At 58.7% G+C, this 17,245-nt stretch carries 18 protein-coding genes; 14 read left to right on the forward strand and 4 right to left on the reverse strand.

The window, feature by feature from the left end; all coding sequences use genetic code 11:
* On the reverse strand, positions 1-496 hold a 496-nt coding region (locus tag ACESMB_RS08975), incomplete at its 3' end, for a haloacid dehalogenase type II (protein WP_372971362.1).
* 164 nt (positions 497-660) lie between these two features.
* Between ACESMB_RS08975 and ACESMB_RS08980 the strand changes: the two genes are divergently transcribed.
* The 10 genes from ACESMB_RS08980 to ACESMB_RS09025 all read left to right on the forward strand — a co-directional run bounded on the left by ACESMB_RS08980 (position 661) and on the right by ACESMB_RS09025 (position 10,842).
* The gene (locus tag ACESMB_RS08980; RefSeq protein WP_372971363.1) at positions 661-1,572 is read left to right on the forward strand and encodes a LysR family transcriptional regulator; all 912 of its coding nucleotides are present in this window, start codon (positions 661-663) and stop codon (positions 1,570-1,572) included.
* Positions 1,573-1,672: 100 nt separating this feature from the next.
* Positions 1,673-2,878, forward strand: a complete 1,206-nt coding sequence (locus ACESMB_RS08985) for a Bcr/CflA family multidrug efflux MFS transporter (RefSeq protein WP_372971364.1) — start codon at positions 1,673-1,675, stop codon at positions 2,876-2,878.
* A 103-nt stretch (positions 2,879-2,981) separates the two neighbouring features.
* Positions 2,982-3,479 carry a thiol peroxidase gene (gene tpx / locus ACESMB_RS08990; protein ID WP_372926941.1) on the forward strand — a complete coding sequence of 166 codons (498 nt, stop codon included), beginning with the start codon at positions 2,982-2,984 and terminating at the stop codon, positions 3,477-3,479.
* 201 nt (positions 3,480-3,680) lie between these two features.
* On the forward strand, positions 3,681-4,964 hold the full coding sequence (locus tag ACESMB_RS08995; RefSeq protein ID WP_372926948.1) for an MATE family efflux transporter: 1,284 nt from the start codon (positions 3,681-3,683) through the stop codon (positions 4,962-4,964).
* A 99-nt stretch (positions 4,965-5,063) separates the two neighbouring features.
* Positions 5,064-7,874: a monovalent cation/H+ antiporter subunit A gene (locus ACESMB_RS09000; RefSeq protein WP_372926940.1), complete on the forward strand. Its 2,811-nt coding sequence runs from the start codon at positions 5,064-5,066 to the stop codon at positions 7,872-7,874.
* The gene (locus ACESMB_RS09005; RefSeq protein ID WP_372926939.1) at positions 7,874-8,212 is read left to right on the forward strand and encodes a Na+/H+ antiporter subunit C; all 339 of its coding nucleotides are present in this window, start codon (positions 7,874-7,876) and stop codon (positions 8,210-8,212) included. The genes ACESMB_RS09000 and ACESMB_RS09005 overlap by 1 nt, the downstream gene beginning before the upstream one ends.
* The gene (locus ACESMB_RS09010) at positions 8,209-9,741 is read left to right on the forward strand and encodes a monovalent cation/H+ antiporter subunit D (RefSeq protein ID WP_372926938.1); all 1,533 of its coding nucleotides are present in this window, start codon (positions 8,209-8,211) and stop codon (positions 9,739-9,741) included. Before ACESMB_RS09005 ends, ACESMB_RS09010 begins: the two co-directional genes overlap by 4 nt.
* On the forward strand, positions 9,738-10,232 hold the full coding sequence (locus ACESMB_RS09015; RefSeq protein WP_372926937.1) for a Na+/H+ antiporter subunit E: 495 nt from the start codon (positions 9,738-9,740) through the stop codon (positions 10,230-10,232). Before ACESMB_RS09010 ends, ACESMB_RS09015 begins: the two co-directional genes overlap by 4 nt.
* Positions 10,229-10,498: a K+/H+ antiporter subunit F gene (locus ACESMB_RS09020; RefSeq protein ID WP_372926936.1), complete on the forward strand. Its 270-nt coding sequence runs from the start codon at positions 10,229-10,231 to the stop codon at positions 10,496-10,498. The genes ACESMB_RS09015 and ACESMB_RS09020 overlap by 4 nt, the downstream gene beginning before the upstream one ends.
* Positions 10,495-10,842, forward strand: coding sequence for a Na+/H+ antiporter subunit G (locus tag ACESMB_RS09025; protein WP_372926935.1), 348 nt, complete (start codon positions 10,495-10,497; stop codon positions 10,840-10,842). The genes ACESMB_RS09020 and ACESMB_RS09025 overlap by 4 nt, the downstream gene beginning before the upstream one ends.
* Here the strand turns inward: ACESMB_RS09025 and ACESMB_RS09030 are convergent.
* The gene (locus tag ACESMB_RS09030) at positions 10,836-11,267 is read right to left on the reverse strand and encodes a thioesterase family protein (protein ID WP_372926934.1); all 432 of its coding nucleotides are present in this window, start codon (positions 11,265-11,267) and stop codon (positions 10,836-10,838) included. The two genes, ACESMB_RS09025 and ACESMB_RS09030, sit on opposite strands and share 7 nt — an antisense overlap.
* A 164-nt stretch (positions 11,268-11,431) precedes the next feature.
* Between ACESMB_RS09030 and ACESMB_RS09035 the strand changes: the two genes are divergently transcribed.
* On the forward strand, positions 11,432-13,069 hold the full coding sequence (locus tag ACESMB_RS09035) for an MBL fold metallo-hydrolase (protein WP_372926933.1): 1,638 nt from the start codon (positions 11,432-11,434) through the stop codon (positions 13,067-13,069).
* Here ACESMB_RS09035 and ACESMB_RS09040 read toward each other — a convergent pair.
* Positions 13,058-13,222, reverse strand: a complete 165-nt coding sequence (locus ACESMB_RS09040) for a YqaE/Pmp3 family membrane protein (RefSeq protein WP_372971365.1) — start codon at positions 13,220-13,222, stop codon at positions 13,058-13,060. The two genes, ACESMB_RS09035 and ACESMB_RS09040, sit on opposite strands and share 12 nt — an antisense overlap.
* 69 nt (positions 13,223-13,291) lie before the next feature.
* On the opposite strand from ACESMB_RS09040, the gene ACESMB_RS09045 reads away from it, so the two are divergent.
* From ACESMB_RS09045 to ACESMB_RS09055, 3 genes are read left to right on the forward strand one after another with little or no spacing between them, the layout of a single operon-like run.
* Complete coding sequence (locus ACESMB_RS09045; RefSeq protein ID WP_372971366.1) at positions 13,292-14,494, forward strand: succinylglutamate desuccinylase/aspartoacylase family protein; 1,203 nt, start codon at positions 13,292-13,294, stop codon at positions 14,492-14,494.
* A gap of 56 nt (positions 14,495-14,550) precedes the next feature.
* Entirely contained in the window at positions 14,551-15,474 is a 924-nt protein-coding gene (locus ACESMB_RS09050; protein WP_372971367.1) for a DMT family transporter, read from the forward strand.
* 53 nt (positions 15,475-15,527) lie between these two features.
* A complete protein-coding gene (locus ACESMB_RS09055) occupies positions 15,528-16,061 on the forward strand; it encodes a carbohydrate-binding protein (protein WP_372971368.1) in 534 nt (177 codons plus the stop codon).
* On the opposite strand, the gene ACESMB_RS09060 is transcribed toward ACESMB_RS09055, so the two are convergent.
* On the reverse strand, positions 16,058-17,239 hold the full coding sequence (locus tag ACESMB_RS09060) for a MalY/PatB family protein (RefSeq protein ID WP_372971369.1): 1,182 nt from the start codon (positions 17,237-17,239) through the stop codon (positions 16,058-16,060). The genes ACESMB_RS09055 and ACESMB_RS09060 overlap by 4 nt on opposite strands.
* Positions 17,240-17,245: the final 6 nt, after the last annotated feature.

Here is a 17,245-nt window from a genome sequence, read left to right on the forward strand (position 1 = left end):
GATCCATCGCGCCCGTCGCCCTTCGGGCATAGGCATACACCGCCGGATCGGGTTTGAAACTTTTGATGTCATCCACCGACACCAGCCCATCAAACATCGGCAGCAGATCATTATGCCCCAACACCTTCTCCAGAGCCGGATAGGTACCATTGGAGAACGCATACATCAGATAATCCCCCTCAAGGGACTTCAGTGCGGGCAGAGAATCATCAAAAGCCGGCAGCGAGAGATAATCCCCCATCAGCTCATCTTCACGCTCCCGGCTCAGCTCGAGCCTATGGCTCGCCATCGCATATCGCAGCGCCTGGCGGGTGCAGGCGCCGAAATCTTCGTACATCCTCATCAGGCCCTTGCGAAAGGAAAACTCCAACTGCTTCTCCCGCCATTGCGAGCTCACCGATTCCGCCGCCTCACCCGCATCCGGTGCCAGCAGTTCGGCCATACCCATCGGGTCAACCAGGGTTCCGTACACATCAAATGCCAGTATCGGCTTCATCGGGCTCTCCTTTGTCATACACTCGGCTTTACTGCATCGTAAACCAGGCAGCACCATGAATTGAATGTTCACTCAAACTAATCGTTGAAGGGAATTAGCAGGAGCGCTGACAGAATTCGTGCTGGCGCGGGAAAAACCCTGATTGCTGGGGTAAACTCCCATTCATGAGCTCCATTGATACATTCAACCTCGATATACGCGCCCTCAGCACCTTCATCGCCGTACTGGACGAGAGAAGCGTGTCGAAAGCAGCCGTGCGCCTGGGAGTGAGCCAGTCGGCGGTGAGCCACACCCTGGACCGCCTGCGCCAGGCCCTGGGAGATGCGCTTTTTGTAAAATCCGGCCGCGGCATAGTGCCCACCCGCTACGCCCTGCAGGCCGGCCCCCACATCCGCCAGATCCTCGACGACCTCCACTCCCTGTCCTCCGGCCCGCCCTTCACCCCGGCCAGCGCCGAATTCACCTTCACCATCGCCGCCAACGACTACCAGCGCGACCTGCTGCTGCCGGGCCTGCTGTCCGTGCTCAGACGGGAAGCCCCCGGCATAGGCCTGCAGGTCATTCCCTCCGGCATACCGACGGCGGACATGCTGCGCAAGGACCTGTGCGACCTGATCATCTCGCCCCACGCCCCGGAGGCGACGGACATCATGCAACGGGGGCTGATGGCCGACCACATGGTGGTCTTCTACGACCCGGCTCACCGGCAGGCACCTGAATCCCTGGCCGATTACCTGAAAGCGGATCACATCGGCATCCTGTTCGGCACCGGCGAAAAAACAGCGTTTGAAGACTCTCTGTCCGCACGGGGCCTTACCCGGCGAACGGCCGTCACCGTGTCCAATTTCTCCGGCCTTCCGGGTTTCCTGCGCGGAACCAACATGCTGGCCACGGCGCCAAAGCGCATGAGTGAACACTTACTGAAAGACTTTGCCTCGGCGCCCCTGCCCTTTGACTACAAGCCTTTTACCCTGTTGATGCTCTGGCACAAACGCAATCAGACTGACCCCGCCCACCGCTGGATCCGCAACCACGTTAATGGCGTGGCAGCATCAATGAACGATCTCAACGCCTGATGTATCTGTTTTGTTCATACGTTATATGAAACAGACGGCCGTTATCAGGGCCGGGTTAGTGCGTAGACTTGCAACATTGTTTCAGGAGGCGGCGGCGGAAATGCTCGCATTAACCAGTGTATGGACAACGATATTATTGGCAGCCGCTGTCGCCCTCGGGCCGCTGGCGATTGATATGTATCTGCCGGCGTTGCCAAGCATGGGGGAGTCACTTTCTGCCAGTACCGGGCAGGTCCAGCTCACGCTGAGCGTTTATATGGTGGGCTTCGCCATTGCCCAGTTGATCTGTGGGCCGTTGGCAGACCGTTTTGGCCGGAAACCGATCATGATCGGTGGCTTTCTGCTGTTTGCGGTTGCCAGTGTTATCTGTGCCCTGGCCACCAATATCGAAACGCTTATCCTGTCCCGTTTCCTGCAAGCCTTGGGTGGCTCTGCCGGGCCGGTACTCGGTCGGGCCGCTGTACGGGATATCTATTCGCCAAGGGATGCGGCAAAAATTATGGCCATTCTCGCCAGCATCATGGCCCTGGCACCTGCCATTGCACCCACCCTCGGCGGATTTATGGTGGTCGGGCTGGGATGGCAGTCCATCTTCCTGGCGCTGGGTGGCTATGCACTGGTCATGGCGGCGGTAATCGCGGCAGGCATTCCCGAGCCGATGCGACCGGAGCACAGGCAGTCCCTGCGCATCGGCAGTCTGTTGAAAAACTACCGGGCCGTTGCCTCGGATATCAGTTTCCTGGGCTACACCCTGACCAACTCCCTGACCTTTGCTGGCCTGTTTGCATTCCTGTCCGGCTCATCATTCGTGCTGATCGATTTCCTGGAGGTGAAGCCTCAACACTTCGGCCTGTTCTTCGCCTGTATCGTGGCCGGCTATATAGGCGGCAACCTGACCGCTATTCGCCTTGGCCGCAGGTTGCTGCCTGACCAGATCCTGGTTCGTGGCCTGGTTATCTCGGTTGCCGGTGGCGGGCTTATGGCCGCGCTGGCGATGACTCAGGTCTACAACGTCTGGGCCGTGATCCTGCCCCAATCCCTGTTCATGATTGGCGTTGGCATGGTACTGCCCCAGACCATGGCCGGTGCCCTGGCCAACTTCCCGCAGATGGCCGGCTCCGCCTCTGCGCTTTTCGGCTTTACCCAGATGCTGGTCGCAGCCGCTGTCGGCATGCTGGTGGGGCATTTCCACGACGGCACCTCGCTGGTGATGGCCGCAACCATCTCGATATGCGCTGTTGCAGCCCTGGCCAGCTACCTGCTGCTGGTCCAGCGGCATCCGGCGCCGGGATTCGAGCCCGCCTGAAGATTGCTTATTCACGCCTATGGATGAAAAAGCATCCAAAATGGACTACACAGAGTAAGTTGTTTTTATACAAAACCATCAGGCCAGAAACAGGGAGATCCAAATGAGCAATGTAACACTGGGCGGCGATCCGATTACCGTCAGCGGCACCTTACCCCAACCGGGCGACACAGCACCCGACTTCACCCTCACCACCCAGGGCCTGGAGGACGTTACCCTCGGCAACTGGGCTGGCAAGCGCAAGATTCTGAACATCGTGCCCAGTGTTGACACCCCAACCTGTGCCACCTCCACCCGTAAATTCAACGAAGAAGCCAGTAGCCTGGATAACACAGTGGTGCTTGTTATCTCCGCCGATCTGCCTTTCGCAGCTGGCCGTTTTTGCGGCGCAGAAGGACTGAAGGACGTCATCACCCTGTCGAGCTTCCGTAACTACAGCTTCCAGCAGGATTATGGCGTTGCCATTCAGGATAGCCCGCTTGCAGGGCTTACCGCCCGTGCGGTGGTGGTTCTGGATGAAGACAACAAGGTTCTGCACAGTGAGCTGGTAGGGGATATCAAAGACGAGCCGGATTATGAGAAGGCGCTTTCGGTGCTTTGATTTCTAGTTTTTGTCTGATCGGGCCAGGGGTGGGGTCCCCACCCCTGGCCCAGCCCCACAACCCGCAGGCCAAGGGGCAAACCAACCCCCCAAATCAGCAAACCTGCTAGAATCGCACCCCCGAACAAAACACCAGGAACCAGCGCCAACCCCGTGACCAACGCCGAATCCCAAGCCAGTCTGCCGCGCCAGCTGTTTACCATGACCTGGCCCATGCTCTTCGGCGTGCTGTCACTGATGACCTTCCAACTGGTAGACAGCGCTTTTATCGGCCAGCTCGGCCGCGACCCGCTGGCAGCGCTGGGTTTTACCCTGCCCATGCAGCAGCTTATCATCGGCCTGCAGGTAGGCCTGGGCATTGCCACTACCGCCATTATCTCCCGCACCCTGGGTCAGGGAGATCAGCTGCGGGCAGAACGTCTGGGTGGGCTGGTGGTCATTGTTGGTGCTGCCCTGGTTTTTGTTCTGTGTGTCGGCCTGTGGATCTTACAAACCTGGATCATGGCTGCACTTGGTGCTGAACAGAGCCTGCTGCCGATGATCCGCAGCTACTGGATACCCTGGCTGCTCTCCGCCTGGACCGGCGCCATGCTGTATTTCGGTTACAGTGTGTGCCGCTCCCACGGCGACACCAAACTGCCCGGCTACATGATGGTCGCCACCAGCCTTGCCAACATCGTTCTGGATCCACTCTACATCTTCGTCTTCGGCTGGGGCCTGCCCGGCGCCGCCCTGGCCACCGTTACCGCCTTCGGTATTGGCTGCCTGTTCATCTACCCCAAACTGCTTCGTTGCGGCTGGTTGCGCTTTGACCTCAGGCAGCTGGCCCTCCGGAAATCACTCAGACAGCTCAATGGCATTATGGCTCCCGCCATGGTCAGCCAGCTGATGCCGCCAGCGGCGGCCATGCTGGCTACGGCACTGGTCGCGGGATTCGGCTCCGCCGCCGTGGCCGCCTGGGGCCTGGGAACGCGCCTGGAATTCTTCTCGATCGTGGTGGTACTGGCCCTGACCATGTCCATGCCACCCATGGTCGGGCGCATGCTGGGGGCGGGTGAGCTCGGCCAGATACGCAAGCTGGTCCGGCTTGCGGTGCGGTTCGTGGTGGTATGGCAGCTGGCCATTGGCCTGATCTGGCTGATGGCCTCCGGGCTGGTGTCGGAACTGTTCACCAGCGACCGGGAAGTCAGTGATGTGCTTGCAAGCTACCTGGTCAGGGTACCGCTCAGTTACAGTGGTCTGGGCGTCTGTATGCTGATGGTGTCCGTCTGCAATGCCCTGGGAATGGCAATGCGAGCCCTGCTGGTGTCTACACTCCGCCTGTTCGTCTGTTTTCTGCCCTTTCTCTGGTTTGGCGCCCAGATTGGCGGCATCAACGGGCTGATGACCGGCGCCCTGGCTGGTAACCTGTTGGCAGGTGCCATGGCCTACGCTTTCTACCGTCAGGGTATCCGGCAACTGGCGGCGCAGCAGGCCACTTCTTGACTTATAAGAATGAAAAAGCCTCAAACATTGGCTATACATGAAGAATGCTAATAAGCTGTACGCTTTTAAGAACTCACTCCTGACCGGCTGAATTCCGTTATGGACATTGGGCTTCTTGTCTTTTTGCCCGTACTGGGAGCCATTGCCTCGCTCCTTACAAGGCTGAAACTGCCTGGCCCGGATCATGTACAGATCCACGCGCTGGTTGCCCTGATTACACCAGCCATCTGCCTGCTGCTTCTGCTCAGCTTTCTTCCCCGGATCCAGTCCGGTGAAGCCATTGTCTATTCGCTTTCCTGGATACCTGAAATTGGCCTCACCCTGGCTTTCCGGCTTGACGGCCTCAGTTGGTTATTTGCCACCCTGATTACCGGCATCGGCTGCCTGATCATTATCTACGCCCGATATTATTTCGCCGGCAAAGATACGGCAGGGCGCTTCTTTGTACTGATCCAGCTGTTCATGACCGCCATGCTCGGCATAGTGCTATCGGAAAACCTGCTGTTCATGCTGGTATTCTGGGAGCTCACAAGCCTGGTGTCTTTCCTGCTGATCGGGTTCACCTGGTCCAGCCGCGATGCCCGTAGGGGCGCCCGCATGTCTCTGGTAATCACCGGCGGCGGTGGTCTGGCCCTGCTGGGCGGCATTCTTCTGCTCGGCCAGATCGTCGGCAGCTATCAGATCAGCGATATACTCGCCGCAACCGATACCATTACCAGCGACAGCCGCTATCCCCTGACACTGTCACTGATCCTTCTGGGCGCCTTCACCAAATCCGCACAGGCGCCTTTCCATCTCTGGCTGCCCCACGCCATGTCAGCACCGACCCCGGTTTCTGCCTACCTGCATTCGGCCACCATGGTGAAAGCGGGTCTGTTCCTGATGGCCCGCCTTCACCCAGCCATGGGCGACACCGAACTCTGGTTCAGCCTGATTACGGTTACCGGCATGGTTACCCTGATGGTGGGCGCTTTCGTAGCCATGTTCATGCACGACATCAAAGGCTTGCTGGCTTATTCCACCATTTCACATCTGGGGCTGATCACCCTGCTTATTGGCATGGGTAGCGAGATGGCCATGGCGGCGGCGCTTTTCCACCTGGTTTGCCACGCCCTGTTCAAGGCGCCCCTTTTCATGATGGCCGGTATTGTTGACCAGGCGACCGGCAGCAGGGACATGCGCAACATCAATGGCTTGTGGAAATCCATGCCGGCCCTGATGCTGGTTACCGTGATACCTGCGGCCGCCATGGCCGGCCTGCCATTGATGAGCGGGTATCTGAGCAAAAAGATGCTGTTCTCGGAAAGTCTGCTGGTCTCCGCACCCCACTGGGCCAATACCCTGATTCCCGTCTGGGTAACCATTGCCGGCCTGTTTTCAGTCGCCTATTCCGTGCGCATTTTTCATAACGTGTTCTTCAACGGCAAGCCAGTGGACCTTCCCCACTGGCCACCGAAGAAAAAGCCCGCCGGCATGCTGATACCGATGATCATTCTGGCCCTTGGGTCGCTGGTAGTAGGGCTTGCACCCCAGGCAACCTATGACGCGTTTATTCACCTGGCAGTCATGGCCACTGCCATAACTCGGTTGCCGCTGTATGATTTCTCCGCCCTGGCCGACGCCCGGGTGCCAGCGATGATGAGTGTGATTGCCATGGTCGGTGGGCTCGGGTTCTACCTTGCCCGGAACCCGCTGTTCGCCATCCATCGCCAGTTGCCGGAGGTAGATGCCAAGGACATTTTCGAACAGATCATGCTCCAATGCATACGATTCTCCCAGACACTGGTCCACCGTCTGGAGAACGGCTCTTTGCAGCGCTACCTGGCCTTTATCCTGGTGGCCGCGATTGCACCGGCGCTCTGGATGCTGATCGGTTACAGCGGATGGCGGGGCCCATCGGCGCTGACAGAAGCAGACGCCATAGGGATTTTCGGTGCCATCATTCTTTGCCTGTCTGCACTTGGCGTCGCGCTGTTTCATCATCAGCGTCTGCCCGCGCTACTGCTGCTGTCTGTCACCGGTCTTTTCGTGACTCTGGCGTTCGCCCGGTTTTCTGCCCCGGACCTGGCGCTGACTCAACTTTCCGTGGAAGTCATGGCCGTGGTGATCATGATGTTGGCTCTGTCTTTCCTGCCGCAGACCTCTCCCAAAGAATCCGGGGGCGGCCGGGTTGTTCGCGATCTGGGGTTGGCGGGGTTGGCAGGTGGTGGCGTTGCGCTCTTTGCCTACGCCGTACTGACCCGGCCTGCCGATACCATTTCCGGATATTTCCTCGCCAACAGCGTTCCGGGCGGGGGTGGCACCAACGTGGTCAATGTCATCCTGGTGGACTTCCGCGGGTTTGACACCCTGGGTGAAATTACGGTGCTTGGTATCGCTGCTGTCGCGGTATTCGCCTTTACCCGGGACCTGCATTTGAAGGAGAGGGTCGCAAGCGCTGGCACCGCAAAAGGGTTTGCCGAACCTCACCCGGTAATCCTGCAGATGATCTCCCGTATGGTCCTGCCTATTGCATTGCTGGTGTCCGCGTATATTTTCCTGCGTGGGCACAATATGCCTGGCGGTGGCTTCATCGCCGGACTGGTCACTGCTGTTGCCCTGACCCTGCAATACATGGCCGGAGGCCTGGAATGGGCGCAGGAACGGATGCTCACGCGTTTTCGCCCACTGATCGGCGCAGGCCTGCTGATTGCCACGGCCACCGGGCTGGGCAGTTGGTTCGTGGGCTACCCGTTCCTCACATCCGCCTTCAGCCACATGGACTGGCCGATACTTGGCGAATTCGAGCTGGCAACAGCGCTGCTGTTTGACCTCGGCGTTTACACTACGGTTGTCGCGGCCACCCTGCTGATACTGGCCAACCTCGGCAAGTTGATGACGGTAGCCGGACCCGGCAAGGAGGTAGGCTGATGGAACTGGTGATCGCCATTACTCTGGGTGTTCTGACCAGTACCGGGGTATACCTGATCCTGCGGGCCCGTACTTTCTCAGTCGTATTGGGCCTGACCCTGCTTTCCCACGGCGTGAACCTTTTCCTGTTTACCATGGGCCGGCTCACCACCGGCTCACCGGCCGTTATCGGGTTGGCGGAGCAGTATACCGACCCGCTCCCTCAGGCGCTGGTACTGACCGCCATCGTGATCAGTTTTTCGATGACGGCCTTCGTGGTGGTTCTGGCCCTGAAAGCGGCGGTGGAACTACGCAGTGATCATGTGGACGGCGAAGACCCCAATGAGGACCGCCAATGAACCACCTGATGATCTTGCCCATTGTGATTCCGCTGGTAACCGGCGCCTTCCTGCTCTTGATGTATGGCTACAACATAGGTCGCCAGCGCTCTCTGAGTGTTGCCTCCACTGTACTACTCGTTGTGCTTGCGGTGTGGGCGGTTCTGCAGGCGGACGTTGCTGACTATACCCTGTACCGCCTTGGCAACTGGCAACCGCCCTTCGGGATCGTTCTGGTGCTGGACCGGCTAAGCGCCATCATGCTGCTGCTGACGGCCCTGCTGAGCCTGTTCTGCGTACTCTACGCCAGCCGGGGCGCAGACCGCGCAGGCTCTCACTTCCATGCACTGCTGCAGTTTCAGCTAATGGGCATCAATGGTGCCTTCCTTACTGGCGACCTGTTCAATCTTTTCGTGTTCTTCGAGGTTCTGCTCATTGCCTCTTACGCGCTGCTGCTCCATGGCGGTGGCCGCGCACGTAGTCGGGCGGGACTGCATTATGTAATCATCAACCTCGTCGGCTCGGCGCTGTTTCTGCTGGCACTGGGCATACTCTATGGGCTCACCGGTACGCTTAACATGGCCGACCTGGCGCGGTCGATCGCCAATGCACCGGCGGCAGATTTGCCGCTGTTAAAAGCCGCGTCGCTGCTGCTGATGGTGGTATTCGGCGTCAAGGCCGCGCTGCTGCCACTGTTGTTCTGGCTGCCCCGTGCCTATTCCGCCGCAAGCGCTCCTGTCGCCGCCCTGTTCGCCATCATGACCAAGGTGGGCTTTTACGCCATGGTGCGTGTATTTCTGGTGGTCTTCGGGCTTGATCAGGGCGCACCCGCCAATGGCACGGTGATGGCCTGGCTGTGGCCCATGGCTCTGGTCACCCTGGCACTGGGCGGCATCGGAGTTCTGGGTGCAGCCAGCCTGAGGACCCTCACCGCCTATATGGTGATTGTGTCTATGGGCATACTGCTGGCCGCGCTCTCACTCAATGACCAGAAGCTGCTGGCCGCCAGCCTTTTCTATCTTTTCCACACTACCTGCATGACGGCCGTGTTCTTCCTGCTTGCGGACCTGATCGGGCGCTATCGTGAACACGGCTATGACCGGTTTTCAATTATCTCGCCGCTGTCCCACCGCTGGGTACTCGGCAGCCTGTTCCTGGTTGCGGCTATAAGCCTGGCAAGTCTTCCGCCGTTCAGCGGATTTATCAGCAAAGCGTGGATTCTGCGATCATCATCCCACCTGTCAGACTATCTCTGGCTCTGGGCGGCCATTCTCGTGTCGGGACTGTTCATCATTGCTGCGCTGAGCCGAGCAGGTTCAGGGTGGTTCTGGCGGCCTGGGGAGTGCACTATCAAACCCTCACCGCCACTGGATTCGGCCCGCAGCAGCACGGTAGCAGTCATGATTGCAATCAGTTTCTCACTCTCACTGTTTGCACAGCCAATCATGGAATACGTTGAGGCTGCTGCGGAGCTTATCTATCAGCCTTCAGGGTATGTGAATGCTGTTTTGGGCGATTACGTCCGCCACAGTGGGGAGGTGTCGGAATGAACCGCCGCGAATTCTGGCTACCCAGGCCCCTTTTCTCTCTGCTTCTCGCCGTCCTGTGGCTGCTCATGGTCAACAGTTTTTCAGTAGCCCAGATGCTTCTGGGACTGGCCCTTGGTGTCTTCATTCCGTTTATTACCAGAGCGTTCTGGCCAGAACAGGCCAGAGTGCATTTCCTGCTGCCACTGCTCAGATACTTTCTGATATTGCTGATCGACATCGTGCGCTCGAACCTGATTGTGGCGCGTCGCATTGTCTGGTACACCGACCAGCTTACCCCCGGATTCGTTACCTTTCCGCTGGAACTGGATGACGACTTTGCAATCACCATACTGGCCAGTACCATCTCGCTGACACCCGGCACCGTGTCAGCCCATTACGACAGCGACGCCGGTACCCTGCTGATTCATGCTCTGCATGTAACCGATGAGGATGAACTGGTGCGGGAGATCAAGGAGCGTTATGAACGGCCACTGAAGGAGATATTCCAGTGATTGCCACCGTGATTCCATTCGTGATCGGCATATTCTGCATCGCTATACTGCTCAATCTTTACCGGCTGGCCATCGGGCCGGACATAGTTGACCGGATTCTGGCTCTCGACACCCTGATGATCAACAGTATTGCCCTGATTGTGCTGGCGGATATCCAGATGTCCCTGGGCATCCTGTTCGAGGCGGCCCTGTTGATTGCCCTGATGGGGTTTGTCGGGACCGTGGCCATGACCAAGTACCTGCTGAGGGGGGATGTAATCGAATGAATAACCCGGATATGCCCCTGTTGCTGGAGCTGATCGTCACCTTTTTCCTGATTGCCGGCGCGATCGTCGCCCTGATCGGCTCCATCGGCCTGGCACGGCTGAAAGACTTCTATATGCGCCTGCACGGGCCCACCAAGGCCAGCACCCTGGGTGTGGGCTGTATCCTGGTGGCATCGTTACTGAATTTCAGTTTCCTGAAAGGCGGAGTATCGGTGCAGGAGGCGCTGATCACCCTGTTCCTGTTTGTGACCGCGCCGGTCAGCGCCCATATGATGGCCAAGGCGGCGCTGCACCGTAGACTGAAGTGCAGCTCCCGTACCCGCACAGGGCCACCGGATCAGTGACCCGCGAATCGTGTCCGGAAGCTTTCCGGCATGGGAACAACGGATTTTCGCTGGTAGTTGAAGAACACAAAACCATACTTGGCGAGCGCCACAGGCTGGCCACTGTCAGCTTTGGTAACCCGGAACACGAAATCGCCACCATATTGGTTGAAGTCCATCAGCCCCACTTCAAACCTGAGCATCTCCGGAAAGAAGGACTCGGATTGGTACATGGTCGCCAGGTCGGTGACGATGATGCCCATGCCGTCTTTATCGGCCTCCTGAACGCCATAGTTCACCAGAAACTGGGCCCTGGCTTCGGACAGCATGGAAATGAGCGCATCGTTGCCCAAGTGATTTGCACCATTGATATCGGTGATGCGAACCGGCATCTTGGTTTCAAAATAAAAGGCATCATCCGGGAAAGAGAGCTTGATACGAGCCAAAGTTGGAGTCCTGTCTGGAGAAGTTGCAGCTGCAGCCAATGATACTTGGTTGTTATCCTTCCTTCACGCGAGACAGGATGCCTGACATTGGTTATCTTGGTAGCCAGGCTTCGGCGCATTCAGGCTTTGACGCGCATCTACATAAAAAAGACAACGGACATTCTATGGATATTCGCCCTGCTGCAACGCTGGTTCTGACAAAAGATACTGCCGATGGCCTGAAGGTACTGCTGCTGCAACGGACCTGGGAAGCGGTGTTTATGCCCGGATTCTTTGTCTTTCCCGGTGGTTCCGTGGACGACCAGGATATTAAGGGACGCGTACATGCCATGGGCCGTGGCGATACAGATATCAGTCAGACCATGAGCCTGGACGAAGGCGGGGCTGACTATATGCTGGCGGCGGTCAGGGAGTGTTTTGAGGAAGCCGGCATTCTGGTGGCGCAGGAACAGGATGATGAAGAAGTAACAACCGGGCACCCGGTTCACCAGGACCGCATGGCACTGTTCAAGGGTGAACTAACGCTGTCGGAGGTGTGCCAGCGCCACAAACTGACGATTCCACTGGACCGGCTGGCCTATCTGGGGCACTGGATTACCCCCCCGGGGCCGCCCCGCCGGTTTGATACCCGGTTTTTTGTGGCGGTGGCGCCGGAGAACCAGCTGGCAAGCCATGACGGAGTGGAGACCATTGATCACGTCTGGCTGAGTCCTGCAGAAGCACTGGAAGATCATCGCAGCGGGCGGCGTCTGCTGGGCCTGCCCACCATCCGTACGCTGCGGGTACTGAGCGATTTCGACACCACCGGCGAGGTGATGCGTTACGCCCACGCCAATCCGCCAGAGCCATACCCCAGCAAGTCGTGGCCGGCGCTCAAGAAGGGTAAACCGGTGATGCTGGAGCCGGGCGCGCCGGCCTATGACGAAGCCGCCAAGCTGGATCCGGAGGGGGAAGGCTCTACCCACGCAGAGATTGTTCCCGGAGAACCAGTGGAAGTGGCCGCCGGTGTGGTGCGACTGACGGCACCGAATCCGGGGATGATGACAGGGCCGGGCACCAATACCTATGTGCTGGGCCACAAGCGCTTTACGGTGCTGGACCCGGGCCCGGCCAACCCGGCCCACATTGAACGGATCCTGGAACTCACCGGCGGGGCGATCGATCAGGTGGTGGTTACCCACACCCACCAGGATCATTCACCCGGCACTGTCGCACTGAAAGCCAGAACCGGGTGTCGGGTCTATGGCCAGCCGGCACCGGCCGGGGCCGCCCAGGACCCCACTTTTGCGCCGGACGAGGAACCGGTCCACGGAGATGTGATCAAAACCGACGCAGGCTCGCTGAAAGTGCTCCACACCCCGGGGCATGCCTCCAACCACCTGTGTTTTCTACTGCTGGAGCAGGAACTCCTGTTCTCGGGAGATCACGTCATGCAGGGCTCTACGGTGGTAATCAATCCGCCGGACGGCGACATGAAGGCCTATCTTGAATCGCTTTATGACCTGTTGGACGAACCGGTGCGCTACATTGCGCCGGCACACGGTTTCCTGATGGGGCACCCGGAAGCCGTCATAGATTTCCTCATCACCCATCGCCTGGCGCGGGAGCACAAAGTCGCGCGGGTGTTGAAAAGCCTTGGCAGTACAGGCCTGAAGGAGCTGACGGCAGAAGCCTACGACGACGTGCCTGCTGCCATCCATGGCGTGGCGGCCCGCTCAGCCCTGGCACATCTGCTCAAGCTGGAAGCGGATGGGAGGGCAGCCAGGGAAGGTGAGGCATGGCATGCGACTTCACACACCTGAATGCCGGCCCGGATCAACTGCTGTGCCCCTGAACGGGGCCGGTTTAAAAAACACCCCCAGCGGCGGTAACAAAATCGCAACCAGAACTCGCAAAAGATCCATACAGTTAACTCCCTTTCCGACGTATAACGGAAACAGAACCGTAACGTGCATCCTGTGGCCTCATGAGTGGTTTTTTTGCGGACTTCAGGCCCCCGACTGGCTGACAACCCGAGAGGAACTATGCTGTACCGCTGGCTGACACCGCTGTTTCGCGCTGGCCTGATTTCCATACTCTACGGCAGCCTGGTAGCACTTCCGGCTGCCTGGGCCGAGCAATCCGGGGACTCCGCCAAAAAGCAAATTCTCGTTGCAGAACTTGCTGAAGACGAGAATGTCGAAGATGTCGAACACTCCGAGCCGCTCCAGTCATCAGACCCCGAAGCCGAGGAGAGCACTGCAGAACAACCCGAAGAAAAGCAGGAAGCGACCAGTCTTCAGTTGCTGGGTTCGGAAGTGGCTCCCGGAACGGCTACCCGCCTGTCCTGGTCACCGGCCATCCAGATTGCCGGCCTGTCCCAGCCGACACCGGTGCTGGTAGTCAATGGCAAAAAACCCGGCCCCAACCTGTGCCTGACGGGAGCGGTGCACGGCGATGAGCTCAATGGCATCGAGATCATCCGCCGCACCATGTACGACCTGGAGCCGGACAAACTGTCCGGCCGTGTTATCGGGGTGCCCATTGTCAATCTCCCGGGCTTTCAGCAGGGCTCCCTCTACCTGCCTGATCGCCGCGACCTCAACCGGCACTTCCCCGGCAGCACCGATGGCAGCCTGGCAGACCGGATTGCACACTCGCTGTTTGAAAGCGTGATTCGCCATTGCGATATGCTGGTGGATATTCACACCGGATCACTCAAGCGCACCAACCTGCCCCAGTTACGGGCAGACATGAATGACCCCGATGTTGCCAGAATGACCCGCGGGTTTGACCGCATGGCGGTGGTCCACAGCTCCGGCAGCGCCGGAATGCTGCGTTATGCCGCGGTTGAGGCGGGCATACCCTCTGTCACCATGGAAGCGGGGGAATCCCTGCGTATCCAGGAGAGCCAGATCAAGGCCGGGGTCAACAGCCTGACCAGCCTGATGGACAAGCAAGGCATGATTTCGAGAATGTTTGTGTGGGGCAACCCGGAGCCGGTGTATTACGACTCGGAATGGGTCCGGGCGGAACACGGAGGCATTCTTTTCAGCGAGATCAAGCTGGGGGATAAGGTAGGTGAAGGTGAGATCCTTGGCTATGTCTCCGATCCCATCACCAACGAACAGCACCCGATCCGGTCCAGAAGCGATGGCCGCATTATCGGAATGGCGGTAGATCAGGTGGTCATGGCAGGCTTTGCCACTTACCACGTTGGTACGGAGGCAGAAGTGCCCGGAGAGTAGTATCCTGTCGGGTCCCCGAAATTCGTCGAGGGCCAGGAATTCCGACAGGAGCTGGTGTGTCTTCAGAAACCCCGAAACCATTATGGCTTGCCTATACCGGCCTGGTACTGACCCCGCTGTTCTGGGCCGGCAATGCCGTTGTTGCCAAGGGTGTCGTGGATGAGATTCCGCCGCTATCCATGTCCTTCTGGCGCTGGGTAATCGCGCTGGCAATCCTGCTGCCCTTCGGGTTGCCAGGCGTATGGCGTCAGCGTCAGCTGATCCGCCAGCACTGGCTGTCGATACTGGCGCTGGCTACGTTCAGCGTTGGTGCGTTCAATTCATTACTCTACTTTGCCGCGGTTACAACCACCGCCACCAATATTGCGCTTATAAACGCGACCATTCCCATCATGGTCGCGTTACTGGCCTGGATACTGCTGGGAGACCGCACACGCCCGGTGCAGGCCCTGGGTATTGCACTGGCCGTACTGGGCATTCTGGCAGTCGTTGCCCGGGGCGATCTTTCGGTGCTTACCAGCCTGCAGGCACAACCCGGCGATCTGATCATGGTGCTGGCGGTATTCAGCTGGGGCCTGTTTTCGGTACTGCTTCGCCGCCAGGCAGTGCCGCTGCCGCCACTGACATTCCTGACGGTTCAGATTGCCTGCGGCACCATGGTTATACTGCCGTTTTTCCTGGTAGACCTGCTGTTCTTTTCCGGCGGGTTCGACCTGAACCGGTCAACGGCCCTGCCGATGATGTATTTTGCCATCTTCCCCGGTATTCTGGCCTACGGGTTCTGGAACCATGGGGTACATCGGATCGGCCCTGCGAAAGCGGCGATCTTCATGTATCTGACCCCGGTGTTCGCATCGGTGATGGCAGGCATTTTCCTCGGTGAGCAGCTTGGCCTTTTCCACATTATTGGCGGCTTGCTGATCCTGGCCGGGTTGTTCCTGGCCACGCGCACCACCGAACTTCGTCGCAAATACCGCTGAACCTGTAAACACGATGACAATAATTAACGAGGCGGGCACTGATGGATAAGGGCATGGCAGGATTTTTCAGATGGGCCGGTGTGCTGGCTTTCACGGCTTTCAGCACCGTGACTTTTGCGGCGCCCTGTGATCCGGAGAACAGTGCCTGGATCCCGAGCCGGTATTATCCGCCCGGCAAAACCGTATTCCACAACGGCAACTGGTATGAATCCCGGCAGCTCCATGAAGGTAAAACGCCGGGATCGGATTTCGAGTGGAAAAAACTGGAATCAGCACCTGATTGCCGTAACAGGGAAAGCAGGCCGGTCACGGACAACGGTGAAAGCAGGCAGCAACAGCCGCAGGCGCCTGGCCAACAGCAACAACAACCTGCGAAAGCCCGAAGCGATGCGCGGCAGAACTGCAGTGAGCCCGGGCGCTGGAGCTTTGGTGGCAGCTACACCGTCGGTCAGATGGCCAGGCATGAAGGGCAGACCTATCGCGCCATTCGCCCCAGTAATGGCCAGATGCCGGGCATGAGCCAGCCTCCCCACTGGGAACCGGTCGACCATCCCTGCACAAAACACACGGATAAAAAAGAAGATTAACCAGGCAGTGTCGCCATCGCCTGGCAGATTTGCGCCAGTGCCGTTTCCAGTACCCGCCGCGGACAGCCAATGTTCATGCGCATGAAGCCACTGCCAGGCCCGCCAAAGGTAATGCCCGGGTTCATACCGACGCCGGCCTGATCAACAAAGAAACGTTTCAGTTCTGCATCCTCCATGTCCAGGGCGCGGCAATCCAGCCATAGCAGATAGGTGCCTTCCGGCTCCGCGACCCTGACAGCCGGCAGATGCTGGCGAACGTAGTCGATCACGTAATCACGGTTGTCTTGCAGATAGACCATGAGCTGGTCCAGCCACTGGCCACCATGGCGGTAACCGGCCTCGAATCCGGCCACGCTGAAAGGGTTGCACTGGTTCATATGCATGGCATCAAACACCGCTTTCAAGGCCTTGCGGTGCTTCGCGTTCGGCACAACCAGCGCCGATAGGCCCAGGCCGGGCATGTTGAAGGTCTTGCTGGGCGCAATGGCCGTGACCAGGGCATCGTTCTCCGCGGCCAACCTCGCCAGCATTCGGTGGGCGGGCTTGTCCGGATAGATCAGGTCACAATGAATCTCGTCAGACAACACCAGCAGGTTATGGCGCCGTGCGATCGCCAGTACCGCTGCAAGCTCGCTTTCATTCCACACCCGCCCCACCGGATTGTGGGGTGAGCACAGCAATAGCACCCTGGCATCATCCCGGCTCGCACAGGCTTCCAGGTGCTCCAGGTTCATCTGATAACGGCCATCCACCTGCTCCAGAGGATTCTCGATGACGACCCGGCCGGTTTTCTGGACTGAGCTGAAGAAGGGAGGATAGACCGGCGGCTGGATGATCACACCTTCACCCTCCCCGGCAAACGCCAGCGCCGCCGCATGAAGCGACGGCACGACACCCGGGGCCATCAGCATCCATTCCCGTTCGATAGCCCAGCCATGACGGCTCTGGAACCAGTCTGTAATCGATGAATAAAGGCTCTCCGGAAACAGCGTATACCCATAAACAGGATGCCTGGCTCTCTGCTCCAGTGCACGGGTGACCGCTTCAGGCGCCGCAAAATCCATATCCGCCACCCACAGCGGAATCACATCCTCGCAGCCGAATACTGCCTTGCGGGCGTCAAACTTTACCGAGCAGGTATTCTCCCGCGGAATGGGCCGGTCAAAGATATCTGGCACAAGAGG

It is taken from the genome of Marinobacter sp. (genome assembly GCF_041686475.1).
Lineage (GTDB): Bacteria > Pseudomonadota > Gammaproteobacteria > Pseudomonadales > Oleiphilaceae > Marinobacter.